This window comes from Thalassospira profundimaris (assembly GCF_003326675.1).
Taxonomy (GTDB): domain Bacteria; phylum Pseudomonadota; class Alphaproteobacteria; order Rhodospirillales; family Thalassospiraceae; genus Thalassospira; species Thalassospira aquimaris.
In genome coordinates, this window is sequence record NZ_JPWF01000005.1 from 299,640 (window position 1) to 326,214 (window position 26,575).

Below are 26,575 nucleotides of genomic sequence, written 5' to 3' on the forward strand. Positions count from 1 at the left end.
TATTTATGCTGTTTTCGCATAATGCAGGCCTTTGTCGGAATGTGCCGGGGTCGGGTGATCAAGTCTGTCCACTGCGATCAAATCACAAAGAGGTGGTTGCAACCGATCGGCAAGGGAAATGACCCGCCCGATGACAATCATGCAGGGCGGCGAAATTTGTATACGTTCCAGATCGGTACAAAGCCGCCCCAGCGTTGTGCGTAAATGGCGTTGTTCCAAAGTGGAGCCATTTTCAATGATCATTGTCGGCGTCTGGTCTGACAGGCCATGTTCCATCAGTTTGCCCGCGATCAGGGGCATGGTTTTCACCCCCATATAAATGGCAAGTGTCGTATCGGGGTCGGCCAGTGATCGCCAGTCATGGCTCGGAACGGCATCGGCCTGCATATGCCCGGTCACAAAGCGTACACCGCTTGCCAGTCCGCGATGGGTCAATGGCAGGTTGAGTTTCGCCATGCAACCGGCAGCTGCGGTAATGCCGGGAATAACTTCGAACGGGATGTTATGAAAACTGAGATGCTCAGCTTCTTCTCCGCCGCGCCCGAAAATATAGGGATCACCGCCCTTTAGCCGGACGATATGTTGGTGGGAATACGCCAAGTGAACCAGCAATGTGTTGATTTCACATTGTTTCAGGCTATGTCGCCCTGTTGATTTACCAACATAAATGCGTTCGGCAAACGGATTGACCAGATCAAGAATATCTTCAGAAACAAGCCGGTCATAGACGACAACATCCGCACGGTCCAACAGACGTGCGGCTTTGATTGTCAGCAGTTCCGGGTCTCCTGGTCCGGCACCAACAAGATAGATATTTCCCGGTTTGCTCATGGCAGTTTTCCTTTCGGGGATTATCCAAATGCACGGAAGTCCGGGGACCACTGGGGTCCCCGGCGCCACACGGTCAGTAGATATCGTGTTGGGTGTTGTAGACGTTGAATTTCCCGGTCGGGGTCACAAGACGATCATCTTTAATGACTTTCTTGAGCTTGCGGGTTTTGTCATCGACCACGACGATGGCCGATTTTTCAGCTTTGCCGTTCCAGACAGAGAACCAGATTTCAGTTCCCTGTTTGTTGTATTCGCCCTGAACGACACGTTTCGCGCCTTCGCCGACATCGGCCCATTCGGCAATCGGAAGGATGTCAAATCCGGCATCAAGGTCGTTGATATTGAACACTGCAACCGACTGATAGATTTCGGCATCAGAGTTCAAAGGTGTGTCTACCCAAAGGTTTGTGGATTTAGGGTGGGTTTTGATGAACAGGGATCCGCCACCTTGCCCTTCGATAGAGGCCGCCATTTTCCAGGCATTGTCCGGGTGGTTTTCCGGGTCAGTACCGATCAGGGCGATGGTTTCGTCACCAAGATGGCTGGTTGCCCAGACCGGTCCCAGTTTCGGGTGAACGAAGTTTGCACCGCGTCCCGGATGCGGCGTGGTTCCGACCTCAACAAGTTTGGTCAGAACACGATCCTTGGTATCGATGACCGCGACTGTGTTGCGGGCGTTGGCAGCGACAAGGAAGTAGCGGCCACTTGCATCGAATCCGCCATCATGAAGGAAGCGTTCAGCATCAATTGCTGTGATTTGCAATGCATCAAGGTCTTCGTAGTTCACAAGAAGAACCTGGCCGGTTTCCTTGACGTTGACCACGAATTCCGGGTTGTAGTGCGATGAAACAATCGCGGCGACACGTGGCTCTGGATGATATTCCTTTTCATCTGTTGTCATGCCGCGGGTTGACACAATTTCAAGCGGTTCGAGTGTTTCGCCATCCATGATCGTGAATTGCGGTGGCCAATAGGAACCGGCAATCGCGTATTTATCTTCCCAACCCTTCATTTTCGATGTTTCGACAGAACGGGCTTCGAGACCGACTTTCAGCGTCGCAACAACTTTCGGGTCTTTCATCCAAAGATCGATCATGTCGATCTTGGCATCACGGCCAATCACAAACAAATAACGGCCGGATGCCGAAACACGGGAAATGTGCACAGCATATCCGGTGTCGATGACATATTTGATCTTGTAGTCGTTGCCATCAATCAGGGCGATCTGACCGGCATCACGCAATGTCACCGAGAACAGATTCTCGATATCCAGATCGTTCATCTTTTTGGTTGGACGCTGGTCAACAGGGATGAAGACTTTCCAGCTTTCTTTCATCGCGGCCATACCCCATTCCGGGGGTTGGGGCGGGTCTTGCATCACATAGCGTGCCATGATGTCGACCTGCTCTTCGCTGAGTTCGCCGGACGTTCCCCAGTTCGGCATACCAGCAGGTGATCCATAAGTGATGAAATCATGGAGATAGTCGTAACCAAGTTCGCGTGTACGGTCCGTGGTCAAAGCCGGGCCTGTTGCACCATTGCGCAAAACACCGTGGCAACCTGCACAACGTTCAAAGAAGATCTTGCGACCCTGATCAAACTCCTCGGTTGTCATGGTCGGTACACCCGCATGAACGCCGGGCTGGTTCCCCTCGGTAGGGAGTGAATCCAGACTGGGTTCATATGTGCTGGTGCCTTCGGAGTGGGTGTCCTGGGCAAAAGCGGATGAAGCAAAGATAAGGCCAAAACCAAGCGCAATCGGAGCTGCGGTCCGTCTTAGCCGTGCTGTGAGTAACATGCGTCCCTCCATTAAGGTCTTGAAAGCTATCGCTCCCAAGCGCGGAGAGTTTACCTATTCCCTCTAAGCAGCCTTGATGGTGGTCAAATACCCATACAGAATTTATGGTTTTGAGTTGTTCAAGTTTGACCGGAGTCAATACCCGTTCCGGGAAACTGAACAAGACTGTCCTCTCCCGGCAAGAGAGGTCCCAAATGGCGTTTTGTGCCCCTACCTTAATTATAGTTGCGCATGGTGCACAAAATACCTGCAGTGCGCCCGGTGGTTTGTTGAAAGTACTTCTTCATCAACGCCTGCCACACTTTGATGTCGGGCTTGGGTTTTTGCGGGGGAAACCAAATATTTCGGCGGTTCTCGCCGATGTTCAGGCGAAAAGCCCCGAAGACATTTTGCTTTTTCCACTGTTCTTCGGGCAAAGCCCCCTGGTGACCAAAGAACTGCCTGAAAAGGTCCGTCGTGTGATTTCAAGCCCGGTTCGGGTTTTGCCGGCTGCGGGTGATCTGCCGGGACTTCCAAGAATGTTGGCATCCCGAATTTCGGCTCGCCTTGGTTCGGATGGCTATAACAGGGAACGGACCGCGATCTTCCTGATTTCACATGGGCGGAAAACCGACAAGGAACCGGCATCCAATCTGACTGGAATACGCAAGGCCGTTGCCCATATCACGGACTTCGATGAAATCTATAATGTCCAGCTTGAAGGCGCGGTTTCGTTGAAGAACTGGCGCACGATGACCCATCTGCGCAAGGCGCTGTTCATCCCGCTTATGGCCGGTGATGGCGATCATTGTTTGCACGATATTCCCGATGCTGTGAATGCCCGCTCTGATGAGCATGTGGATATTCTTGCACCGGTCGGCACGTGGTGGGAATTGTCAAACCTGCTGGCGGATTATGTCAATCGCAATTGGTTGAGTTGCCGATGCGTTACCGGGAAATCCAAGTCTTCTGAAACAAGGGAACTGGCGCCATGTCTTACCGAAGATTGACTGAGGCTGACCTTGGTCTGATTTCGAAAATCCCGGTAATGTCTGCTTTCTCAAAAACAGAAATCCCCACTGTTATTGGCGGGTCTTGTGTATCTGTTTTTCCCAAGCGCGAGTTGTTGTTCAACGAAGGGGACGTTGCCGATCAATTTTACATCTTGCTCAAAGGCCGGGTGCGCTTGTTTCGTGTTCTTGATGATGGAAGGGTCGCCTTGTTTCATCTGGTATCTCCGGGCGAGGCCTTTGCAGAAGCGGTGGTGCTTTCGGGTCAAAATTATCCTGTCTCGGCCGAATGTGATGCAGAGTCGGAAATTGCCGCGATCAGCCGCTTTCAGCTGATCAACCGACTGCAACGAGATCCACTTCTGGTCGGACGTATGATGCAGACACTGATTGAACGTGAACGGTTCTTTTTTAAAGAATTGAACGATTTGCGCCAGCTTACCCCGATACAGCGCCTGATCGAGTTTCTGTTATCCCGAAACGGCGAAGAAACGGCTGTGGCAAAGCATATCATCGCCAACCGGATCGGGGTCACACCCGAGACATTTTCGCGCGCATTGCGACGTCTTTCAGACGAGGGGCTGATTGCCCGGGACTCAGAGATGAGTATCCTTGATCTTGAAGGGTTACAGCGGTTTATGCAGCAGCAATGACATGCTTCTACTTATTGTTTTCAAGGACTCGCCCCGAAATTGATTTGGAACAAAAAGTTCGACCGGCTTCACTGTTAGAGTTGTTCCAGTATCGAGTGACGTTTCCCGTATCACTATGGACAATATCATGACCAAAGATATTGAGCGCATTTCAGGCGTATTGCGATTTGCGCGCTATTTTCGGACCTGGCCACAAGAAGACATTCTTGAACTTGCTTCCCTGTGCGAATGGGTTCGTTTCGAAGCAGATACAATGATGATCCGTGCCGATGAACCGGCCGAAGCCCTGTATCTGATTGTGAACGGTCATGTAGAGTTGTCCTATAAGGATGGTGAAGGCAAGAACGGCGTTATTGATCTTTTGGGTGACGGCCAATTGGTCGGGGAATGTGCGCTGGCCCCTGACGGGCATTATGCTGTTTCGCTAAAAACGCTCGAAGCAACCACCGCTATTCGGATTGATGGTCTTCTGTTTTCCAAATTCCTTTCGGCGCATTTTGATCGGGCATTGACGATGATGTCTGTCATGACCGAACGCTTGTGTCAGATGTTACGCCAGACCGAAGAACTCAAATGCCGTTCGGCGGCTCAGCGTTTGGGTATCTATCTTCTTGCCGATGCCGTGCCGATTGACGATGTCCACGAGACACCGCTAACCATCGAAAAGTCTGCGCTTGCACGGAAACTGGGAATGACCAGTGAAACCTTTTCTCGCGCCTTGAAAAAGCTTTCCGAGCTTGGCGTGACGCAACATTCCAATGGACGGATCATCCGTATTTCCGATGCCGAGATGTTAGCCGACTGGTGCGGCCTTTCGGACAGTGAACGTAAAGAGGGGCAGGAAAATGCATTCCAGGCCGTTATCTGATGCTGATCGCGATGTGATGTCGCAAGTCCCGTTGCTGGTCGCCCTTGGTCAGACGCGTTTGACAAGCTTGCTTGGAAAATGCCGGGTCGAATGTCATGCCCGCGGTGCGCATCTTTTTTGTGCGGGCGATATTGCAGATCGGTTTTACATTCTGTTGTCAGGTCATCTTCGCCTTGTGAAGACGTCCCCCCAAGGCGAGGAAACGGTGATGAATTTCCTCACAGAACCGGGATCATTTGCCGAGGCCGTTTCCTTTGCCGGGCGTTCCTATCCTGTGGAATGTCAGGTCATTGAAGACTGCGAAATTGTTTCTATTCCACGTGATGCCTATCTTGCGATATTGCGAAGCGCACCGGATGTTGCAGGCAGTGTTCTTGCAGGTTTCCTGCGGTGGGAACGGTTCTTCATGGAAGAAATATACAAAATGCGGCACACGCGCCCGATCCAGCGTATTGCCTCTTTCCTGATCGATTTCGAAGATCGAAACGGGGAAAAGCTTGATGATCCCAACGGGACCAACTTCCCGGAAAAACGCCAGATCGCAAGCCGGATTGGTATTACGCCAGAAACCTTTTCCCGGTCTTTGCGAAAACTGGAAGCAGCCGGTGCCATTGCATCAGGGCCAAAGCTTCAGATCATTGATCGGGCGGCGTTGCTGGAACTGGCACGCTGATCATCAACACATTTCTTTCGGCGCTATGTTTTGAATGGATGGTCGTTTTGGGGTGGGCCGTTTGATGATGGTTGTTTGTAAAAACGCCAGATAATGCCGACCAGTGTGCTGAGAAAAAGGGTGAAAGCCGCGACCCAAAGCAGGGATGACGCAATAAGAAATTCAGTTGTTCCAACTGTCTGAAAGGCTGCCATCCGGGTGATTGCTGCCCCCAGAATGCACACACTGGCGATGCGCATGGTGATTGGAAGAACCAGAGCAAAGCGCAACCGTTGCAGAACAGTTCGGCACATGATCGTGATCGACAACAATGCAAATCCGCCGATCATCACCCCGTGTAATCCGACAAGTGATGGTGCATCGCCGATACTGATCTGACAGATATAAAAAATCAGTCCAATGGCCAACATGGCATATCCCATATGAAGGGATGTCAGATCAAACGCGTCAATAACCCGCCAAACCCGCCAATTCCATAGACGACGTGCGATAATAGTCGCAGCAACGGCGCCAAAGAAGGTGGTGATTGCGACAGGTAGGACAAGCAAATCGGAAAGTCCTGTGACAAGCAGGGCAATTACGCCATACGTCTCAAGACGTCCTTGTGCCATATAGGGCTGGTACATATCGCGCTTTTGCAACGCGCCAGATGTGGCGGCCGCGATGATACGACCCCCCATCAGGAAAACCAGAATGATCAGAAGCCAGATCACCCCGCGAAGTGCCACTTCGCTTGCCGATGGTTCCTGCAAAACCTGCCCTGCCTGAAAGATGATTTCAGACAGCAGAAGCAAACCGATGACAAGTCCCGGAAGTGCGGACTTCCATCGTTTGGCAGCCCGAAAAAACTGCAATCCGGCATGGATGAAAAGCAGGGCAAAGACCGAAATGCTTGCGAAAGTACCGATATAAATACCCGCAGGTTCCGGGATAAATATGGAGATCTGCGCAATAAGCCAAAACAGGGAAAATGGCACAATGACGCGATTACCCGGTCGTGTCAGAAGATATCCACCAAGTACGACCTGGCTGTATCCGACAAGCAATGCATGGCCATGCCAAAACGATCTTTGTGGTATCGGCAGAACGGACAGAACCGAAAAATAGTCCGGAATCCAGAGCAAGACTTGAAGGGGGACCGCGACGATCGCAATACCCCCGGCCATCACGAAAAGGTTGGCGAATGCTGTCCGGATTACGCGCATAACGGCCTAGACCAGTTTTGCTGTGGGAAACCTTTGTAGCATAGCTGCAATCTCTGTGTCAGTTGCCAGGCACATGGCCGTACTCAATGCGTCGGCAAGGGCTGCTTTGGGTGCTGTGACACTGATCGTTCCTTGGCGTGCTGTGGCGGGCATCCCTGTTCTGGGATCAAGGATATGACCGATCAGGCCATCCTGATCAAAGAATGTTCCACCGGGCGATGACGTGGCCAATGCGTTGTCATGCAGGATCACAGCTTCTTTTCGGATATCGGTGCCGGTATCAATCGACACCGGCCAACCATTGCCTTCAGGATGTCCACCAATTGCTGCGAATTCACCCGTATTGATCAGAACATTGGTCAGTCCCTCCTTGCGCAACAGCGATGCGATGCGGTCGGCAACATACCCTTGGGCAATGCCGTTCAGGGTAAGGGCCATTGCCGGAATTTTGAAGGTGATCTGATCAGGATCCATTCGGACGTGACGCCAACCGGTTTGCTGTAATACCTGCTGGATTTCTTGCGCCTTGGGTTTATGTCCCTTGGCATAGCTTTCTGCATATAGCTGCCAAAGTGGCTGTACCGTTGGGTCAAAAAGGCCGTTACTGGCCTGATGAACTGTCTCGCAAAGCCCCAAACATTCCAGAAGCTCAAACGGTGGGGTGTCGATGCGACCTGTGCGGTTTAGCTGCGCAAGTGTCGAATGTGCACGATAAAGGCTGAAAATATTCTCCAGCCTGTCGAGTTCCTGTGTGGCACGGGCGAGGATGTTTTGCGCATCCGGGTGCGAGAGCGTAATCGAGGCCGCAGAACCCATTGCAACCCCTTTCCAGCTTTGCAACGGATGTTCTGTATGTGCAAACGACGTAAAGGGCAGGCTGCTAAGCGCACCGGTTGCCGCGCAAATACTCAAAAAACGGCGTCGTGAAATAGCTGGCATGGCGGGCCTCATTCTTTACGGAGTTTTTCAAGACGACCCCGATAGTCGTCCTCGTCAGGTGTGTGTGCAATTTCGTCAGATGGATGCGACATATTCAGTGCCGCATTGTCCAGAACAGTGGCATCATCAATGTCGGCGAGCCGCACAACTTGACCACCGTGTTGTTCTGCAAATTTCTGTGCATCGTCGGGATTGGAAAATGGCACCAGTTCCGGTGATCCCATGCCACCTGCCATATTTGATCCGACGACGAAGTGTGCTGATGTTGCTGCGATCCAGTTTTCGCGTCCGACATTGTTCCAGTCCGCAGACTTGGACATGTCGGTCACATAGATTACCCGGATTTTGTAGTTCTGTTCGGGCATACGGTCATATGCGATGCCGTCGCGAACCTGACTGAAAAACAGTGGATAGGGCAAGCCATCAAGATGGATTTGCGCCTTGGGACCGGGATGTTCGAGAATGTTCATCTGACAGAAATAGCCGACCGCCTCTTCTGTCATGGCAATGGGCGGTGGCAGCGTTTCGCTGACCTGTTCCTGGCATCCGGCCAGAACCACAAGGCCGCCAGCGAATATGATTGCCGATATGGTACGTGATCCGAGGGTCATGGCGTCACCTTCCTGAAGGTAGCCCATGCAAGGGTTGTGGCAATAACCGGCCAGACAGCAATAGAGATCAGGGCATAAAGCGGCGGGATACTGTTGGCCGCCCCGGTAAGACCGGCCGCGGCAGCGGTAGCTTCGGACATGGCAAGGTTATAGATGCGAAACGCATCCGCGGGATTGCCAATCAGAAGCCACGGGAAATAGCCGGTTGTAAATGCCCCGCCATCATCGGCGACAATTGCGGCAAGCAGACCAAGGTCATATAGGACAATCAGCACAAGCCATAGCCCGATCACAAGTCCGGCGGCTGCACCGGGTCGGCGCGAGAATGCCGAAATGCCATAGCCAATACCAAGGAAAGTAGCCCCAAGCAGGATGGATGACCAGAACAGCCGCAAGAGTGCGGGCAGTCCAACAAGGGCATTCGTGTCGCTGACAACAGCGGTAAGTGCTGCAATGCCGTATCCTGCGGCAACGGCAATGGCAAGGATCGCAAGATGGGCGATAAATTTACCAAGGAGCAATTCGCCGCGTGCAACCGGATAAGTCAGAACAAGCGACAGGGTTCCACGTTCAATTTCCCCTGCGATTGCATCAAATGACATCAAAAGCGCAACCAGCGGGACAAGATAAACTGCAAGCGATGTCAGGCTGGCGACTGTGACTGAAAGTTTGTCGGCACCAAGTGCGCCGGTTGGCGCGCTCCCGGCAGCAGACAGCACAAGCGAGAACAAGACCATCATCACGACTGAAATCGTGATCCAGCGATTGCGCAAGGCAATGACAAATTCTGTTCGGCTGGAAGCAAGGATACGGTTCATGCGCCACCTCCTTTACTGAAATGGCTATAGATATCTTCAAGGCTTGGCGGAATAACATCGACGTCTTCGACCAGTGACCCAAGGGCCGAAATATCGCCAAGACGGGCAAGCTTTTCCTCGGAATTACAAACCAGATCGACCATCACGCCATTTCGACGATCACCGGAAAGTTTGCTGGCGACTTCATCTGCGTTGCCTGTCGTGGCCGAGACCTGCAAGCGGATCGGCAGTGATGCCCTTCGCCGCAAATTCGCCAACGTGTCATTCGCAACCATGACGCCAGACGAAAGAATGACGATGCGATCCGTTCTGGCTTCTACTTCGGTCAGGGCGTGGGAAGAAAGCAGGATCGCCGTTCCCTGAGCCGCAAGTTCGTCAAGAATGACATAAAATTCCCGCCGGGAAACCGGATCGAGCCCGCTGGTCGGCTCGTCAAGAACCAGAAGCCGTGGTTTGCCGATCAAGGCCTGTGCCAGTCCGACACGCTGTCGCATTCCTTTGGAATATGTTCCGATACGTCTCTTTGCCGCAGGTCCCAAACCGACACGTTCAAGAAGGGGTGTCGCATGCTTTGTCGGTTCGCCACGCAGCCGCAAATAGTGGCAAAGCTGTTCCTGTCCGGTCAGAGCCGGATGGAATGCTGCGTTTTCCGGAAGATATGCAGTTCCGGTTTTCGCAATGATGCTGCCCGGTGCGTGACCTAAAACCGAGACAGTTCCCTCGTTAGCGGGAATAAGCCCCAGAATGATTTTCATCAGGGTCGATTTGCCCGCACCATTATGGCCAAGCAATGCCACACGTTCGCCGGCATTGACGTCAAAGCTGACTGCGTCAAGAACCGTGCGATCATCGTAGCGTTTAGTGACTTGCGAGAGGGTCAGACACATTTTCAGTCCTTTCACGCAGCCATACAGGATTGGCGCGAGCAACCTTTTCAAGTGACGTAATGGTTTCCGGAACCGCTATTTCGATCGGTTCCATCAGCGGGAAACTGTCGAGGACACCACCGGGCAACGTGGCAGGGAAGTGGGCCTGGCTCCAGCGGATCAACTGAACCGCTGGCGAGCCGAGCAACATACCGGCAGCGGGCTGTGACCACAGGATATGATCCATAAGATCATTCGGGCGGAAGCGGCTGTCGGCGATGCCATTGCCATCAAGGTCAAAGGCAGGATGATCCGACCAGAAGTTCCCCCGGCTATCAAAGCTCCATTCCACATCGCGGGTGCCGACATATTTGACTTGGGTCTGGTTGCCGACAAAGGCGTTGCCGGTCAGCGCATTTTTTTCCGAACCTGCTGTGAAATGAATGCCGATACCGCATCCTTCAAACCGGTTATCGCCGATAAGATTGCGGTGGGCGTTATAAATGAACAGACATTTGTCCCCGGTTCCGCGAACCAGATTGCCGACCAGATCGGCATTGTTGGTGTAATTAAGCATCAGTCCCTGATCGCGATCAGCAAGGGACATATTGTTCCGCACGGTGATCCGGTTCGAATACATCAGGGCAAAGCCAAGGTGGTTGCCAACGGAAACATTGCCCGAAATTTCGGAATCATGGGCATACATGTAATGCACGGCAAAGCGCAGATCACGCATCAGGTTGTCACGGAAAATGCCCCGGTTCGACGTATTGACGAAGATGCCGTCACGGCCGTACCGAATGTCATTGTCTGCGACCAGTGTTCCGGGGGCATTCCAGACATAAATCCCGTTACCCCGTGAATTCATTCTGTGATCACGACGTCCGACAATGGTATTGGTGCGAACGGTGGTGTTCTTTGCCCCGTGAATGTCGATGCCATACAGATTGCCGATGATCCGGTTGTTCTCGATCAGGATGCGGGCAGCTTCGCGTTGAAGCTGTATGCCGGAATCAATTGTTTCATGTGACGATCCTGATCCGACAATCTCAAGACCGCGAATGGTAATATCGGACCCGGTAATCGTGATGACACTGCCGGTTTCATTGCCGTCAAGGACTGCCGCATTACCCCCATCAACAGTGATCGGTTTATCAAGCAAAACCGGTCCCTGGTGACGGCCAGGTTGAAGAAGAAGCACATCGCCGGGGGATGCCCCGGCGATGGCAGATAACAGCGCCCCGTCTGTTGCAGGCACAGATCGCGTTGCGGCAAAAAGCTGCAACGGTAAAAAGATCATGGCCAAAATCATCAGGACGGGGCGCAGCATGGCGGTTAGCTCCTTGGTTCAACAAACATGCGTCCGCGCATTTCCATGTGCAGGGCATGGCAGAACCACTGGCAGTAATACCAATAGACGCCGGGTTTGGAGGCGACAAAGGTTGCCGATGCGGTTGCCTGCGGGGCAATCTCAAATGCAACACCGTGATCACCCAGGGTAAATCCGTGGGTAAGATCGTCGATGTCGTCCATGTTGGTGACGATAACGGTTACCTCGTCACCTTCTTTGACCGTGAAGGATTCAAGGCTGAAGGTTGGTGCGGTACTGGTCATATAGACACGTACCTTGTTGCCGTCGCGGACAACCGTTTCAGCCCATTCGTCGATATTGACGCCATCGGCCTCGGCTTGTGCGCGGGTCTTTGCCCACATCGGGTCCTGACGGTTCCAGACGCTGAGCGGATTGACGACCGAACGGTGAACAATGATGGAATCATGCGGCTCGGCAAAAGTCGGGCCATCATGCATCAACACCAGATCATCACCCTGCATCGAGAACAGCTGCTCGTTTTCCGGTTTCAGCGGCCCGACATTCAGGAAGCGGTCTTTGGAGAATTTGTTCATCGAAATGAACCATTTTCCGTCTGCTTCAAGTGTCTCGCCCATCGAGGTGGAGTTGTGGCCCGGTTGGTAATGCACGTCGACCTTCTTGATGATCGGATCGACCTGCTCGCCGGCATAGGCCCGAACAGCTTTTTCGATGTTCCATTTGACCACCTGACTGTCCAGGAACAGGGTGGTCAAGGCGTTGCCCTTGCCGTCAAACGCGGTATGAAGCGGACCAAGGCCCAGTTCAGGTTCTGCTACAACGGCTGAACGCGGTTCCGCCCCGTCATAGAACACGGCATCAAGTTTGGTGACATCAATCACCGAAACGGTCGGGGACAGTTTACCCGCGATGCATAGGTGTTTCTTGTCCGGTGCCATGTTACAGCCATGCGGGCTGTTGGGGATCGGAATATAGCGGGTGTAATTCTTGTTCTGACCTTTACGGCCGTCAATGACCTTGACGCCGTTCAGTTCAATATAGTCGCCCGCAGCGATGCCTTTTTCGATTTCCTTGATGTTGAAGACAACAACATGGTCAAGCTCGGAAGCGGTCATTTCCGCAAGGTTCATGCCCATTTCCGAGTTGTAGCTGGTCGAGAAGGCGTATTTGCCTTCGTAATCGGCATCGGTATTGTCGAGGTTGCCCGATACCATGACCTGCCAGGCCACCTTCATTTCATCCGCATCAATTGCGGTATAGAAGTTGACGTATTTCGACGGATCATCAAGCACCGAACCATCATTGACCATCGGGGTTTCATCTTCGCCGTTGGCAAAGACATAGTTGGTGCGCGGCCACTTTTGCGGACGCAAACCATGGATGGCTTTTGCGTTCGGAATTTCAAGGATCTTGTCAGCCTTCATGACATCGCAGCGAACGCGGGCAACACGGGTGTTTGCCTTGTCATTCATGAACAGGTAGCGACCGTCATATTTGCCTTCGGTAAAGGACATATGGACGTGGTGCAGGTCGCCGTTGTCATGAATTTTCTTGCCGTTGGCGGCAAGATATTCCTTGGTTTTGGGCAGCATGTTCTCGGTTAGAACATTGAGGCTTTCGTTGGTCTGCCCCCAGCCGGTTGCCGAGCAACGGTTAAAGACCGGAACGCGCATCAGTTCACGCATGGACGGAATGCCCAGAATACGCATTTCACCCGTCTGGCCTGATGACCAGAAGCCGTAATATTCGTCAAGCTGTCCTGGTGCTGGGCTTGCCTCAGTGCCGGTTGCGGCATGTGCACTTCCAATGGAAAGGGCAGATACTGCACCAGTTGCGCCACCGACCATAGCAAGGCGTGCTGCACCCGCAGCCCCTGCAAAAGCTGCCCCGCCAGCGGCGGCGGTAAGCAGGCCACGCCGTGTAACACCGGTTTTTTCGGTATTGTCTGACATCACGAATTCTCCTTGGGATTGGGTTTTGTCGTCTGGGTCCGGTTCAGCGCTTTTTTCGCGCCTTCCATGCTCGCCAAGAGGCTTTCTTGCCGCTTGAGCTTCTTGATCACGACCGGACAGATTTTTTCGCTTTGATACAGCACTTGGCAGTGAAGGCAGTTGTGACACTCGTTAGGGTTGATTTCTCCTGTTGGATGGATGGCCTGGACCATGCATTCATGCGCACAGTTCTGACAGGGGGTGCCGCATTCCTTGTAGCGTTTGAGCCAGTCAAACATCCGGATGCGGGCCGGGATCGCCAGAGCCGCACCAAGCGGACACAGATACCGGCAATAGAAACGTTCAACGAAAAGACCGGCACCAAGCAAAACAAGTGCGTAAAGAACGAACGGCCATGACCGGTCAAATTTCAGGATAATTGCGGTCTTGAAAGGTTCGACTTCGGCCAGTTTTTCAGCTTGGTCTATGGATGCCAGCATGGTGCCGAACAGCCCAAGAAAGACGATGTATTTCACCGCCCACAGGCGTTCATGCAGTCCCCATGGAAGCGTCCATTGCGGGACATGGAAAAACTTGGCGATCCGGTTGGTCAGTTCCTGCAAGGCACCGAACGGGCAAAGCCATCCGCAATAGGCCCCGCGTCCCCAGAAAATCAGGGCAGCCGCAACCGAGAACCACAAGATGAAAGTCAGCGGATCAAGCAGGAAGGCTTCCCATGTAAACCCGGTTACCAGCGAATTGGTCAGCGCCATAAGGTTGACGACCGAAAGCTGCGCATTTGCGTACCAGCCAAGGAATACAAGTGTGACTGTCAGGAAGCATATGCGGAACCAGAACGTAACTTTGGCCGACCGGGTAAGGAGACCCTGGAAGAAGAACGCCGCTGTCAGGGTCACAAGCATGATGCTTAGAACGACAATCTCGACGGTTTTGTCGCGCCAAATTCTTTGCCACAGAGCTGCTTTGGCGGCCTGTTCGTCATTTGCGATTTCAGTGTCTTCTGATGGGTTGGCAACCGAGGCAATCGGCGCAACCTTTTTCAGATAGTTTGCAGGCGGTTGCCAGCCGATATCAAAGGTCGTGTAAAGGCGTTCAATCGCACCAATATCGCGATGAACAAGAAGTTCGATGCGCCATGGCTGGGTTGGATCGAAATTGCTTGCCGCCGGGATTTTAAACAGATCCATTTCGGTCAGCTCAGGCGCGCCTTCGGCCATGATATCGCCAACACGCCGATGGTTGCGGTCACGAAAACGAACCGACATATCGCCCTGGATCAGCTGGATGCGGTCAAACAAGCCACCGCGGACATATCCTGATCCCTTAAACGAATATTCGCCACGGGCGGCAACAAGGATGGCCTGTTCGCCTTCCTTCAGCCAGTTGCGCAGATTGTTGTAACCGCGTTCGCCAAGCGTTGCCTTGCCAATCGCCGGAATACTGACCAACGTCGCATACATGTCGATAAAGGTCGCGTCAGGTGCAGCTGTGATTGGGCGTTCGAGTGCGCGCGGATCATCCATCGCGGCAAAGGCTTCGTTGACCTGCCCGACATCAAGGGACATGCGGCGCAACGTGCCGTCACCAACCATCGTAAACCAGTCTGCTGGTGCGACGGCATCCGGATCGATTTCAAATTGGGGTGCTGTGGACTGGGTCGGTGCACTCAGGCCACCCAGGCCGAGGGCACGCGCGACTTTGATGCCGGATCGCAGGATCGAGTCATCAATCACCATAATGGTAACGGTCGCGCCAGAAATGATGTTGAGTTCGTGGTCGGACCCTTTGGCGGCTTCAACCAGATCGAACCCGATATAGCCTTCGGTAAGGGCGGCAATGCGGGCTTCTGGAATGCCGATCAGAACAATCGGTTCAGAATGTTTGACCAGCTTGACGCCAATGATCTTGGCATCTTTGTCGACCGCGATCATGACATGGATCGGTTTGCCCGAATATCCGGTCGTACCGACAAAATCCGATGTGATAAAGGCCCAGCCAATCTGCTCTCCATTGCTCAGAACCGGTGCAACCGGGATATCTTCGTCAATGGGGCCATAGGCATCTGCGCCCGCGACCAGTGACGCAGCGGGCACCTTGCTGATCAGTTGAGCAATAACCGGGTTGTTCTGAGCCTGTGCCGCAGCAAAGCCGGTTAAAACCGGCAGCAGGAAGGCAATCGCCAGAACCCATAATCCAGCGAGGAACAAACGCGAGCGGGAAGCGTGCTTTGTGACATGATGGTGCAATTGGACAGATGGCGTTTTCATGAATTCAAACCTTGTGCGGTGGCGCACGTGCCGTCACAGACGCATTGGTGAATGCATCTGCAAGATCAAATGGCTGTGGAATGTTGATCAAAAGGACTGTGCGCTCATGTCCGATTGCGCGAACGGCGTCGGGAAGGTTGAAAACTGAAGTGTTCAGGCAGTTCGGGCAGGCAGGGCAATCACATTTGACCGGTTCCGGGACCTGATTTCCATTCTGGTCGATCAAGATGGTTTTGGCGGGCTGGTCAGCGGAACATATTGTGATTTCGGTGATGTTGCCGCCAATGGAATGCTTCGTCATCTGCGTAAAAGCCTGACTGGCACTTGTTCCGATCAGGGAAAATGCAATCAAGAATGACAGGAATGAGCGAAGCATGTTTTTCATAATGCTTCTCTTTATTCCATAGCGGCTTATGCAGGCTTGATAGAGGTCAAGTCGCTGTTGAAATTGTTTGAAGCTGGCAGGATTTCCGGTTGGCGATCAAGTGATGTGAAGGCCTGTGAGAGACTTTGAAATCTGGTCGATGTTCACCGGAACATCGGATAAGTCACGGCACATTTTCGATTATCCCGATCAACGGCCCGATGCGATTCCATACAACTGGTCTGTGGGCATCAATGTGTGTTGGCTGATCCGTGGTCGATGCGGCGGGACTGAATTCGCAAGGAACCATTGCGATGAAAATCGGCAAAACGCGATCCGGGAAAATTTTCTTTTCCTGCTGAGATCGTTGGTTTTGAAAGCTTTTCGGGCGAACTAAAAGGTTGAAATATATTTCATGTTGACTCCCGAATTGGGATCAATCCAAATGGTTGGTAGATATTTCGAAGTATGAAATATCTACCATAAATAACATTTTGCGAACCGCACCGTGTCGTGGAAAGCCCGGAACTGGTTACGCATTAGGGAGGATAACATGAAAATCAAATCAATGCTGCTGGGAACAGCAGCAGCTGCTTTTCTGACTGTGACCGCATCTTCCGCCATGGCCGATGATGCAAAGAAAAGTGCATTCCAGTGCGAGCCGGGCGAACTTTACGCCATGAACGTCATGGTCAGTGGCGTTGAATACTGGTTCCCGGTCTATGAGATGTTCAAGCAGGCCGCACATCAGATGGGCTGCGACACGGTTTATACCGGCACCCCGGAATATGATGTGAACAAGCAGATTGCGACCTTTGAACAGGTTCTGGCACGTCAGCCCGCTGGCATTATGGTCCATCCGATGAACTCCGATCCGTTCATCGCACCGATCAACCGTGCGGTTGAACAGGGCATTGCGGTTGTGACCTTCGCAGCAGATTCCCCCAATTCAAAACGCGCGGCATACATCACGTCAAATAACGACCGCGAAGGTGCTGCTGCTGCAGATGCCATCGCCGAAGCCATGGGCGGAACCGGCGAATATGCCGTTCTGGAAAACCCGGGTCAGGACAACCACGATCGCCGTGTCTCGGCTTTCGTTGCGCGTATGGAAGAAAAATACCCGGATATGAAACTGGTGGCCCGGGCGGCCTCAAACCAGGATCCGACCAAGGCCTATAACGCTGTTCTGACCATGCATCAGGCCCATCCGAAACTTGGTGCTGTCTTCATGCCCGAAGCAAACAGTGCACTGGGTGCGGCACAGGCAGCAATCGAAACCAAAGCCGACATCAAGGTCATGACGGCCGATGTGAACGCCAAAATCCTCGATATGATCAAGGCGGGCGAAGTGTTTGGTTCGATCAACCCGAACCAGGGCATTCAGGGATATATGGGCTTTATGTCCCTGTTCCTGGCCGCCCATCCGGAACTGATTGATCCGATGAACGATTACCAGCGTTCGGGCAGCAACCCGATGATGGTTCCCTATATCGACAATGGCTATGCCGTCGTGACGGCAAAGAATGCTGATGACTTCTATTGGGAAGATTACCTGAAACGTCGCGGTACCAAAGGTATCGAAGAATAAGGACATCAACATCCGGTCGCTGTGCCCATGGCGACCGGGAAACCCTTCCTTTCGGTCCTCCCACTCTCAATTGGTCGAAAGGAAGGGATGCCCTTCTTTTTATCGCAAGGCATTCGGTTTTATGCAGCCCATTCTAGAAGTTCACGACATTCATAAATCATTTGGCCCGGTGCAGGCCCTTCGCGGGGTGAAACTGTCGCTTATGCCCGGTGAGGTCCATGCCCTGATGGGGGAAAATGGTGCCGGAAAATCCACTTTGATGAATATCCTTAGTGGTGTGTTTCCACCGGATCAGGGGCGTATCCATTTTAAAGGACGCGATATTGTTCTGCCCAATCCGGCCAAGGCGCAGGCGCATGGCATCGGTCTGGTGCATCAGGAAATTGCCCTGTGCCCCGATATCTCGGTCGCTGAAAACATCCTGATGGCAGCGACCAATGCGCGGACTTCGTTTTTAATGAATGATCGCGAATTGCGTGAACGCGCCAAAAAAGTTCTGGCCGATCTGGTACCCATTCCGGTTGATGAAAAGGTTGGCAACCTGCCTATTGCAAGCCAGCAGATCGTCGAAATTGCCAAGGCCCTGACCCTTGATTGTGACGTTCTGATCTTTGACGAACCCACAGCCGCCCTGACCGATACCGAGGCCGAAGCCCTGTTTCGGATTATCGCGGATTTGAAGGCACGTAATATTGGCATTATCTATATCAGCCATCGCATGGCAGAGATTTTTGCCATATCCGATCGTATTACGGTGTTCCGGGACGGTACTTTCATCGACACGCTGATGACGGTCGATACCAGTCCCGATGAAATCGCGACCAAGATGGTCGGGCGCGAAATTCTTAATCAGTTCCCGGCAAAAAATACGGAACAGGATCAGACAGCAACGCCGCTTATGTCTGTTCGCAATCTTTGTGATGACGGCATTTTGAACGATGTCAGTTTTGATCTGCGCAAAGGCGAGGTTCTTGGTCTTGGCGGGTTGATCGGGGCCGGGCGAAGCGAGCTTGCCCATGCGATCTGTGGTTTAAGCCGCAAGATTTCCGGAACCATCAATATGCATGGCAAGCCTTTTGACATCGACAATTATGCCGAAAGTATTCGAAACGGTCTGGTCTATCTTTCCGAAGATCGCAAAGGATCGGGTGTCTTTCTTGATCTGTCGATTGCGGCAAACATAACAGCCCTTGATCTTAGCCATGTCAGTTCAAAGGGATTTGTGCGTCAGCGGGCCGAAGAAAAGCGCGCCGAGGAACTGGGGCGGTTGTTGTCGCTGCGTTGCGCCCATGTCAGTCAGCCGGTTTCGGCCCTGAGTGGTGGCAATCAGCAGAAAGTGGCAATTGCCAAAATGCTGTCGGTCCATCCTGACATCATCATCTTTGATGAACCGACGCGCGGTGTTGATGTCGGCGCGAAAAGCGAGATTTACACTATTCTTCGCAACCTTGCCGCAGACGGGGTGGGTGTTCTGGTTATTTCATCCGAGATGCCCGAACTGATCGGCCTGTGCGACCGCATTCTGGTGCTTCACGAGGGCAAAATCGCAGGCGAAGTCGCGGGCGATCAGATGACCGAAGAAGAGATCATGAAACTGGCATCCGGGCTTGCCTGTCAGAACGCCGCCTCGATGAAAAGGGAGATGGCGTCATGACATCGGTCAAAGCGTTCAAATCAGAAACCAAATCAAAAAACGAAACAGATAAAGTGGAGGCATCCCAGTTGGACAAGGGTATGCAAAACCGAATGTTGGGAATTTTCAAGGCCCGCGAAGCCGGACTTGTTGCCATCATCCTGATCATCTGCATCGCCATGAGCTTTGCATCTCCTTATTTCCTGACCTGGCAGAATTTCCGCGCCATGCTGCTTTCCTTCTCGATCGAGGGGATTGTAGTGGTGGGCATGACCATTCTGCTGATCGTTGGCGGAATTGATCTTTCTGTCGGCTCGGTCGTTTGTCTGGCAATGGTGATTGGCGGCAAGCTGTTCCTGATGGGGCTGGATCCCTGGTCGGCAAGTTTGATTGCCATTCTGGCCTGCGGGTTCATCGGCTTCCTGATGGGACAATGTGTCACCCGTATCGGGCTTCATTTCTTTATCGTTTCGCTGGCCTTCATGGTGGTTGCGCGTGGTCTTTCACTGTTGATCACCAAGGGTACGCCGCAGTCACTTTTCACCTTGCCGCCAAGTTTCAAGTTTATTGGTCAGGGCGATATCGCCGGGATGCCGTTTGTCATCATCCTGTTCTTTGTACTGGTTGTGTTTTTTGACCTGTTGCTTCGGCATTCAACGATCTTCCGCAAGGTCTATTACACCGGCAGCAACGAGAAAGCGGCACTGTTTTCCGGCATCAAAACCAAGCACATCAAAATCCTGTGCGCGACGCTTTGCGGGCTTTTGTCCGGTGTTGCAGGTGTTGTCTATATGGCGCGTTTTGGTGCTGCGACGCCGCAATTTGGTATCGGCATGGAACTGAGTGTGATTGCCGCAGCGGTGATTGGCGGGGCCAGCCTGAATGGTGGTTCGGGCACTATTTTTGGCGCGGTGCTTGGCGCGGCTTTGCTGTCGCTGGTGACGAGTTCCCTGATCCTGCTTGATGTGCCGGTTTACTGGCAGGACATCATTCGCGGTCTGATCCTTCTGGTCGCGGTTTCAGCCGACCATCTTCTCAACCGTCGCAAACGCGGCGCATCGGCGAAATCGTAATCGCGTCAGGAATAAAAAGAATGACCAACAGTACAGAATTCGAGCGACTGCGACGTCTGCACAAGGTCCTGGTGATGTTTTACGAACAGAACATTTCCCAGGCCAAAATTGCCGAACTGACCGGACTGTCGCACACAACAGTCAACCGGTTGGTGAAGGAAGGCCAGGAGCGTGGTCTGGTCGAGATCACGGTAAAGTCGCCCTTTGGCAATATGCTTGATCTCGGCGCCCTGATCGCCGAAATGGGCCGGATCGAAAATGCGATTGTGGTTCCGGAGGTCTCAACCGATCCCAAGATCACCATCAAATCAACAGCCGATGCCGCCGCAGCCGCACTATTCGAAAAACTCGAAGACGGTATGACGATTGCGATATCAGGCGGTGTCGGTGTTAGCGCAATCGTCGAGGCAATGAAGCCCAAGCGCAGCTATGACGTGACAGTTGTTCCCGGTACGGGCGGGGTGCAGGGCAAATATTATACCGACGTCAATCAGGTCTCGATGGCAATGGCCGAAAAGCTTGGTGGACGGGCGCTTCAACTGCATGCGCCGATTATTGCCGGTTCGCGTGAAGCCCGGGATACCTTGCTTGATGAACGATCTATTCGTGATGTTTTTGACATCGCACGCAAGGCCGACATTGCGGTTATGGGTATCGGTTCCGTCCGCGCCAGTACGTCAACATACCTATCCCTTGATGACGATATCGATCGCGAAGAAGTCCTTGCCGCGGGGGCAAGCGGTGAATTGCTGGCCCATCTGATCAGCCAGGACGGAACCCCTTGCGCCTATGCGGGCAATGACCGCGTGGTTGCCCTTACCCTTGAAGAACTCCGTCAGATTCCACATCGCTTCGCCATTGCCAGCGGACAGCACAAGGCAGAACCGATTGCAGCAATTCTGCGCGGCGATTTCCTGACGACTTTGGCGATAGACGAGCAAACCGCCTATGCGGTCAGCGACATACTAAAAGGAGATGCCTGATGGCACAGCTTATTCGTGAAATTGGAAAATCCGGTGTATCGGCATCTGCAATCGGACTTGGGACGTGGGCCATGGGGGGATGGATGTGGGGCGGTCACGATGACGCCAATTCCATCAAGGCCATTCAGGCATCTATTGATGCGGGCATTACCCTGATCGATACCGCGCCGGCATATGGTCTTGGTCGTGCCGAGGAACTGGTTGGCAAAGCGATTGAAGGACGACGTGATCAGGTGGTGATCGCGACCAAATGCGGAATGGTTTGGGATACGGACAAGGGCAATTTCTTTGTCGACGAACATGACAAGAAAATTCACCGATATCTTGGGGCTGAGTCCGTTCGTGCCGAACTTGAAACCAGCCTGAAGCGTCTTCGTACCGACTATATTGACCTTTACATCACCCATTGGCAGGACCCGACAACACCGATTGCCGAAACCATGGGCGTACTTCTGGATCTGAAGCGGGAAGGCAAAATCCGTTCGATCGGGATCAGTAATGTCAATGCTGAGGAGATGAAGCAATATCTTGCGGCAGGTCAGCTCGACAGCATTCAGGAATGCTACAATATGCTGGAACGCCAGCTTGAAGATGAGCTTGTGCCGCTATGTGTTGAAAATAACGTTGCGGTCCTGAGCTATTCGTCGATGGCGCTTGGCTTGTTGTCAGGCAAAATCGGCCCGGATCGCGTTTTCGAGGGTGATGACCTTCGTCGTGAAAACCCCAAATTCTCGGTCGAAAACCGCAAGCGCGTTGCAGATTTCATGAAGGTTCTGCACCCGATTGCCGAAACCCATAATGTCGAACCCGGCCAGATCGTGATCGCGTGGACGATTGCACAAAAGGGGATCACCTTCTCGCTTTGCGGGGCGCGCAATGCCCAGCAGGCAGTGGAAAATGCCAAGGCAGGCGAAATCGTTCTGGGGGCAGATGAACTTGCCATCATAGATCAGGCGATTTCGGCCCATCTTGGCCCGGTTGCCCGTGCTGCCTGATTGATCATGTGATGACACAAAATTCACAGGATAGAACAATCCCGAAACGGGCTACCGTTGTTGTGGTCGGGGGCGGGATCAACGGGATCAGTGTGTTCCGTGATCTTGCCTTGCAGGGGATAGATGTTGTGTTGCTGGAACAGAGGGATTTCTGTTCCGGTGCCAGTGCTGCACTGTCACGCATGGTCCATGGCGGACTGCGCTATCTGGAAAATGGCGAGTTCCGCCTTGTCCGGCAGTCTTTGCAGGAACGTGACTTCCTACTTCGCAATGCCCCGCACTATGTCTTTCCGTTGCCAACACTTGTGCCGATCTTTGATGCCTTCAACGGGTCGATGGCATCGCTGAAACGCTTCATCGGTTTGGGCAGTGGACCTTCCAGACGGTCTGCGGTGATGATCAAGATCGGCTTGATGCTCTATGACTGGCTGTCGCGCAAAAGCCGCACGATGCCAGCCCATCAGTTTGTCTCGCGCACAAAGCTTCGTGCGATGGCCCCTGATCTTTCCAGGGATGCCAAATTCGGGGCGATTTACTATGACGCCTGGGTGAAATACCCCGAACGTCTTGGTGTCGAGATGATCCTTGATACGCAAGAAGCCTGCCCGAATGCCAGTGCGCATTCCTATGTTGGCGTTGAAAAAGTCGATGGTGGCGAACTTCATTGGCGCGACGCGTTAACAGGGGAACGTGGCACGATAACGCCGGATCTTGTGGTGAATGCGACGGGCGCGTGGGTTGATTTCACCAATCTTGCATTGTCAGGCGGGCGCGAAAACGACACGCCCCGATTTGTCCGCGGAACCAAGGGTTCGCATCTGATGATCCGGAATGACCAACTGGCAAACGCCCTTGGCGACCAGATGGTCTATTACGAAAATGCCGACGGGCGGATTTGCATTGCCTTTAACTATCTTGGTGTGTCGCTGGTTGGCTCGACCGATATCCTGATTGATGATCCGGAACTTGCGCGCTGCGAGGAAAGTGAAAAGGACTACATGCTTGGCGCGCTGCGCTTTGTGTTCCCGGATATCAAGATTGCACGTGACGATATTGTGCATGTCTTTACCGGTGTTCGTCCCCTTCCTGTCAGTGACGCCGATGCAACCGGGCGGATCAGCCGCGATCATTCTCATCGTGAACAGGAAGCCAATGATAAGCGCGATTTCCCGGTCATTAGCCTGATTGGCGGAAAATGGACCACCTTCCGGGTCTTTGGCGAAGAAATTGCCGATGTCATTTTGAAGCGTCTGGGGCGCAAACGCGTTTGCGATACCCGGCGTCTCAAGATCGGCGGTGGGCGTGATTTCCCGAATTCGGAAAGCGATCTTGATGATTGGATCGGTGCGGAACTGATTGATCTTTCTGTTGATCGTTCAACGCTTGAACGGCTTGCCGAACGATATGGCAGCAAGGCGCTTGATATCGCGCGGTTCTGTCAGATCGCGCCGGACGGGCCGCTGGCCGCGGCACAGACCTATTCCCGGCGCGAGATTGAATATCTGATCCTAAACGAAAAGGTCCGAAGCCTTTCCGACATCCTTTTGCGCCGCACCGGCATTGGTTTGGAAGGCGGAATTACCCAGAATTTGATCGAGGAAATCGGAGCGCTGATGTCAGGCGTTCTGGGCTGGTCAGAGACCGAACTTGATCATCACAAACAATTGCTGCGCGAAGAGCTCGGCAAAAAACACAGCATTGTCTGAATGAAGATCCGGGAACGCCCCGGTCAGAGGAGGAAACATGTACGTATCAAAAAAAGTACGCCTTAACCGCTTGATGAAAAACGGTCGCTGCCTGGATGTGGCAATTGATCATGGCGTCTGCAACGAGCCGAGCTTTATGGTTGGCCTTGAAGATATCCAGTCCGTCGTCAACACACTGGTCGATGCACGTCCGGATGCCATTCAGATGAATTACGGGCAGTCCGATCTTTTGCAAACGCTTCCCGGCGAAAACCGTCCGGCATTGGTGATGCGCGTTGATATGGGCAACCCCTATAACAAGGAACGCCACCGGTCGATGTGGGCAGTAATGCAGAATGAAAGCGATCCTATTCTGCCAGCGTTGCGGATGGACGCGGCCTGTGTCGTGGTCAATCTTTTCATGCTTCCGGATGAACCGGACCTGTTCCGTCAGTGTGTGCGCAATATCTCCAAGCTTGGCAATGATTGCGAAAAATATGGCATGCCATTGATGATCGAGCCGCTTGTCATGCAGCCCAATAGCGCGCGCGGCGGATATCTGGTTGATGGTGATACCGAAAAAGTCACCACACTTGTGCGGCTGGCACGTGAAATGGGTGCCGATATCATCAAGGCCGACCCGACCGACGATCCCGAAGATTTCCATCACGTAGTTCAGGCAGCACGCTGCCCGGTTCTGGTCCGCGGTGGTGGCAAGGCCGATCTTCGAACCGTATTTGATAACTCTGCGGCCCTGATGGCGCAGGGGGCGCATGGCATGGTTTACGGGCGTAATATCTATCAACATGACAACCCCAAGGCGGTCGTCGCGGCCCTGATGGCGATGATTCATGATGGCGCGGATGGTTCCAAGGCATGGGATATCTATTCCGGGTTCGAAGGCTAAGACGATGGCACGCTATTTTCTTGGAATTGATGCAGGCAACACGGTCGTAAAGACCGTGTTGTTTGACGCCAGCGGACATGAAATCGCTCATGCCGCGCGCGAGGCCGTTTCGCATTGCCCGGCACCGGGTTTTGTTGAACGTGATATCGATCAGATGCGCCGCGATCTTTTCGAAGTGGTTGCAAAGGTTATCGATAAATCCGGCATTGATACTTCCGATATTGCTGCGATCGGTAGTGCCGGGCATGGAAACGGGCTTTATTTGCTCGGCGCAGGCGGCAAGGCTCTGTTGGGGGTTCAGTCGCTGGATACCCGGGCCAACGCGTTGGTGGATCATCTTACGTCTGACGGGGTCGGTGACATCAGCTATCCGATTTCCGGACAGCGTCCATGGGTTTCACAAACGCCGACCCTGCTGGCATGGATCAAACGTGAACGTGCGGACATTTATGATGCCACCCGGGCGGTCTTGCTGTGCAAGGATATTGTGACGCATGCCCTTACCGGGGAACTGGTTACGGACATCTCCGATATGGGCGGATGCGGCATGTTGCGCATGCCCGAGAATGTCTATGATGACGAATTGCTTGATGCATTTGGTATTCTTGATGCGCGTGACAAGCTTCCGCGTCTTGCCCATCCAAGCGAGATTGTCGGCCATGTGACGGCCGAAGTCGCGGCCAGGACCGGTTTGAAGACCGGCACGCCGGTTGTCGCCGGGTTCTTTGATGTGATCGCAAGTGCCCTTGGTTCGGGGGTGGCACGGCCGGGGCAGGCATCGATGATTGTCGGCACCTGGAGCATCAACCAGATCATTCTCGAAAACATCGATTTCCAAAGCAAGAACGAGATTTTCATGTCTTCGGGCTATGCCGATGGTCGTTTCATGTCGATCGAAAGTTCGGCAACATCGGCGGTAAATCTTGAATGGCTGGTTCGGGAATATCTTGAACATGATGCCGAAGTCGCACAGGGGAAATCCCCGTTTGAACTTGCCAATGAACTGGTTGCCCAAAGCACCTTTGATCTAGATGGTCCCTATTACCATCCATATCTTTACGGGGCGCCCTGTAATGGTACGGCGCGTGCCGGCTTCTTCGGGGTTGGCGGATGGCACGGGCGGGGCGATATGCTGCGCGCTATTTATGAAGGTGTGACCTTTGCCCATCTGCAGCATTTGCACAAACTGCGCGCAACCGGTGCCACATTTGACAAGATCATTCTGTCTGGCGGTGGGGCACGCAGTCCGATCTGGCCACAAATCATCTCCGATATTCTGGAGCTGCCTTTGAGTGTCGCAAAATGCCAGGAAACCGGTGCGTTGGGCGCTGCAATGGCCGCGGCTGTTGGTGTGGGCATGTATCATGGTTATGATCAGGCCGCTGATCACATGGTTTCGATGGACCGCCATTACAGTCCGGATCCACAGGCTTCCGAGATTTATCGCAAACGTTTTGTGATGTGGCATGACCTGGAAAAGGCAATGTTGCCTTTCTGGTCACGCTTTGCTGCGGCGAATTCCTGATTTTAAACACATCCCCCTG

Annotated in this window: 24 protein-coding genes; 12 read left to right on the forward strand and 12 right to left on the reverse strand. The window is 53.1% G+C overall.

The features are described 5' to 3' along the window. Positions 1-3: 3 nt before the first annotated feature. The 3 genes from cobA to TH19_RS22415 form a co-directional block, all read right to left on the reverse strand. Entirely contained in the window at positions 4-831 is an 828-nt protein-coding gene (gene cobA / locus TH19_RS09710; RefSeq protein ID WP_114102124.1) for a uroporphyrinogen-III C-methyltransferase, read from the reverse strand. A gap of 73 nt (positions 832-904) precedes the next feature. Beyond that, positions 905-2,629, reverse strand: a complete 1,725-nt coding sequence (locus TH19_RS09715) for a nitrite reductase (RefSeq protein WP_114102125.1) — start codon at positions 2,627-2,629, stop codon at positions 905-907. A gap of 215 nt (positions 2,630-2,844) precedes the next feature. Next, a complete protein-coding gene (locus TH19_RS22415; RefSeq protein ID WP_147250746.1) occupies positions 2,845-3,045 on the reverse strand; it encodes a hypothetical protein in 201 nt (66 codons plus the stop codon). 9 nt (positions 3,046-3,054) lie between these two features. On the opposite strand from TH19_RS22415, the gene TH19_RS09720 reads away from it, so the two are divergent. From TH19_RS09720 to TH19_RS09735, 4 genes are all read left to right on the forward strand, one after another. Then, complete coding sequence (locus TH19_RS09720) at positions 3,055-3,618, forward strand: hypothetical protein (RefSeq protein ID WP_147250747.1); 564 nt, start codon at positions 3,055-3,057, stop codon at positions 3,616-3,618. Next, positions 3,600-4,271, forward strand: a complete 672-nt coding sequence (locus TH19_RS09725; protein ID WP_114102127.1) for a Crp/Fnr family transcriptional regulator — start codon at positions 3,600-3,602, stop codon at positions 4,269-4,271. The genes TH19_RS09720 and TH19_RS09725 overlap by 19 nt, the downstream gene beginning before the upstream one ends. A 127-nt stretch (positions 4,272-4,398) precedes the next feature. After that, positions 4,399-5,139, forward strand: a complete 741-nt coding sequence (locus tag TH19_RS09730; RefSeq protein ID WP_181846375.1) for a Crp/Fnr family transcriptional regulator — start codon at positions 4,399-4,401, stop codon at positions 5,137-5,139. After that, the gene (locus TH19_RS09735; protein ID WP_114102129.1) at positions 5,117-5,812 is read left to right on the forward strand and encodes a Crp/Fnr family transcriptional regulator; all 696 of its coding nucleotides are present in this window, start codon (positions 5,117-5,119) and stop codon (positions 5,810-5,812) included. Before TH19_RS09730 ends, TH19_RS09735 begins: the two co-directional genes overlap by 23 nt. 23 nt (positions 5,813-5,835) lie before the next feature. On the opposite strand, the gene TH19_RS09740 is transcribed toward TH19_RS09735, so the two are convergent. From TH19_RS09740 to TH19_RS09780, 9 genes are read right to left on the reverse strand one after another with little or no spacing between them, the layout of a single operon-like run. Continuing rightward, positions 5,836-7,017, reverse strand: a complete 1,182-nt coding sequence (locus TH19_RS09740) for an NnrS family protein (RefSeq protein ID WP_114102130.1) — start codon at positions 7,015-7,017, stop codon at positions 5,836-5,838. Positions 7,018-7,023: 6 nt separating this feature from the next. Next, the gene (locus TH19_RS09745) at positions 7,024-7,956 is read right to left on the reverse strand and encodes an FAD:protein FMN transferase (protein WP_114102197.1); all 933 of its coding nucleotides are present in this window, start codon (positions 7,954-7,956) and stop codon (positions 7,024-7,026) included. A gap of 8 nt (positions 7,957-7,964) precedes the next feature. Continuing rightward, entirely contained in the window at positions 7,965-8,567 is a 603-nt protein-coding gene (locus tag TH19_RS09750) for a nitrous oxide reductase accessory protein NosL (RefSeq protein WP_114102198.1), read from the reverse strand. Next, positions 8,564-9,385 (reverse strand): ABC transporter permease, encoded by an 822-nt coding sequence (locus TH19_RS09755; protein WP_114102131.1) that lies wholly within the window; start codon positions 9,383-9,385, stop codon positions 8,564-8,566. The genes TH19_RS09750 and TH19_RS09755 overlap by 4 nt, the downstream gene beginning before the upstream one ends. After that, a complete protein-coding gene (locus TH19_RS09760) occupies positions 9,382-10,272 on the reverse strand; it encodes an ABC transporter ATP-binding protein (protein WP_114102132.1) in 891 nt (296 codons plus the stop codon). The genes TH19_RS09755 and TH19_RS09760 overlap by 4 nt, the downstream gene beginning before the upstream one ends. Beyond that, positions 10,244-11,581, reverse strand: coding sequence for a nitrous oxide reductase family maturation protein NosD (locus tag TH19_RS09765; RefSeq protein ID WP_114102133.1), 1,338 nt, complete (start codon positions 11,579-11,581; stop codon positions 10,244-10,246). The genes TH19_RS09760 and TH19_RS09765 overlap by 29 nt, the downstream gene beginning before the upstream one ends. Positions 11,582-11,586: 5 nt before the next feature. Next, entirely contained in the window at positions 11,587-13,533 is a 1,947-nt protein-coding gene (nosZ, locus tag TH19_RS09770; protein WP_114102134.1) for a TAT-dependent nitrous-oxide reductase, read from the reverse strand. Beyond that, complete coding sequence (locus TH19_RS09775; RefSeq protein ID WP_114102135.1) at positions 13,533-15,800, reverse strand: NosR/NirI family protein; 2,268 nt, start codon at positions 15,798-15,800, stop codon at positions 13,533-13,535. Before TH19_RS09775 ends, nosZ begins: the two co-directional genes overlap by 1 nt. A gap of 4 nt (positions 15,801-15,804) precedes the next feature. Beyond that, positions 15,805-16,185, reverse strand: a complete 381-nt coding sequence (locus tag TH19_RS09780) for a hypothetical protein (RefSeq protein WP_114102136.1) — start codon at positions 16,183-16,185, stop codon at positions 15,805-15,807. A gap of 532 nt (positions 16,186-16,717) precedes the next feature. Between TH19_RS09780 and TH19_RS09790 the strand changes: the two genes are divergently transcribed. From TH19_RS09790 to TH19_RS09825, 8 genes are all read left to right on the forward strand, one after another. Then, on the forward strand, positions 16,718-17,755 hold the full coding sequence (locus tag TH19_RS09790) for a substrate-binding domain-containing protein (RefSeq protein ID WP_114102138.1): 1,038 nt from the start codon (positions 16,718-16,720) through the stop codon (positions 17,753-17,755). 121 nt (positions 17,756-17,876) lie between these two features. Further along, entirely contained in the window at positions 17,877-19,409 is a 1,533-nt protein-coding gene (locus TH19_RS09795) for a sugar ABC transporter ATP-binding protein (RefSeq protein WP_114102139.1), read from the forward strand. Between the two features lie 92 nt (positions 19,410-19,501). Further along, positions 19,502-20,461, forward strand: a complete 960-nt coding sequence (locus tag TH19_RS09800; protein WP_258547897.1) for an ABC transporter permease — start codon at positions 19,502-19,504, stop codon at positions 20,459-20,461. Between the two features lie 20 nt (positions 20,462-20,481). Beyond that, positions 20,482-21,444, forward strand: a complete 963-nt coding sequence (locus TH19_RS09805) for a sugar-binding transcriptional regulator (RefSeq protein ID WP_114102141.1) — start codon at positions 20,482-20,484, stop codon at positions 21,442-21,444. Next, positions 21,444-22,439, forward strand: a complete 996-nt coding sequence (locus TH19_RS09810) for an aldo/keto reductase (RefSeq protein WP_114102142.1) — start codon at positions 21,444-21,446, stop codon at positions 22,437-22,439. The genes TH19_RS09805 and TH19_RS09810 overlap by 1 nt, the downstream gene beginning before the upstream one ends. 11 nt (positions 22,440-22,450) lie before the next feature. Beyond that, entirely contained in the window at positions 22,451-24,145 is a 1,695-nt protein-coding gene (locus TH19_RS09815) for a glycerol-3-phosphate dehydrogenase/oxidase (RefSeq protein WP_114102143.1), read from the forward strand. A gap of 37 nt (positions 24,146-24,182) precedes the next feature. Beyond that, positions 24,183-25,031, forward strand: a complete 849-nt coding sequence (locus tag TH19_RS09820) for a class I fructose-bisphosphate aldolase (protein WP_114102144.1) — start codon at positions 24,183-24,185, stop codon at positions 25,029-25,031. A gap of 4 nt (positions 25,032-25,035) precedes the next feature. Further along, positions 25,036-26,556: an FGGY-family carbohydrate kinase gene (locus TH19_RS09825; protein WP_114102145.1), complete on the forward strand. Its 1,521-nt coding sequence runs from the start codon at positions 25,036-25,038 to the stop codon at positions 26,554-26,556. Positions 26,557-26,575 lie beyond the last annotated feature (19 nt).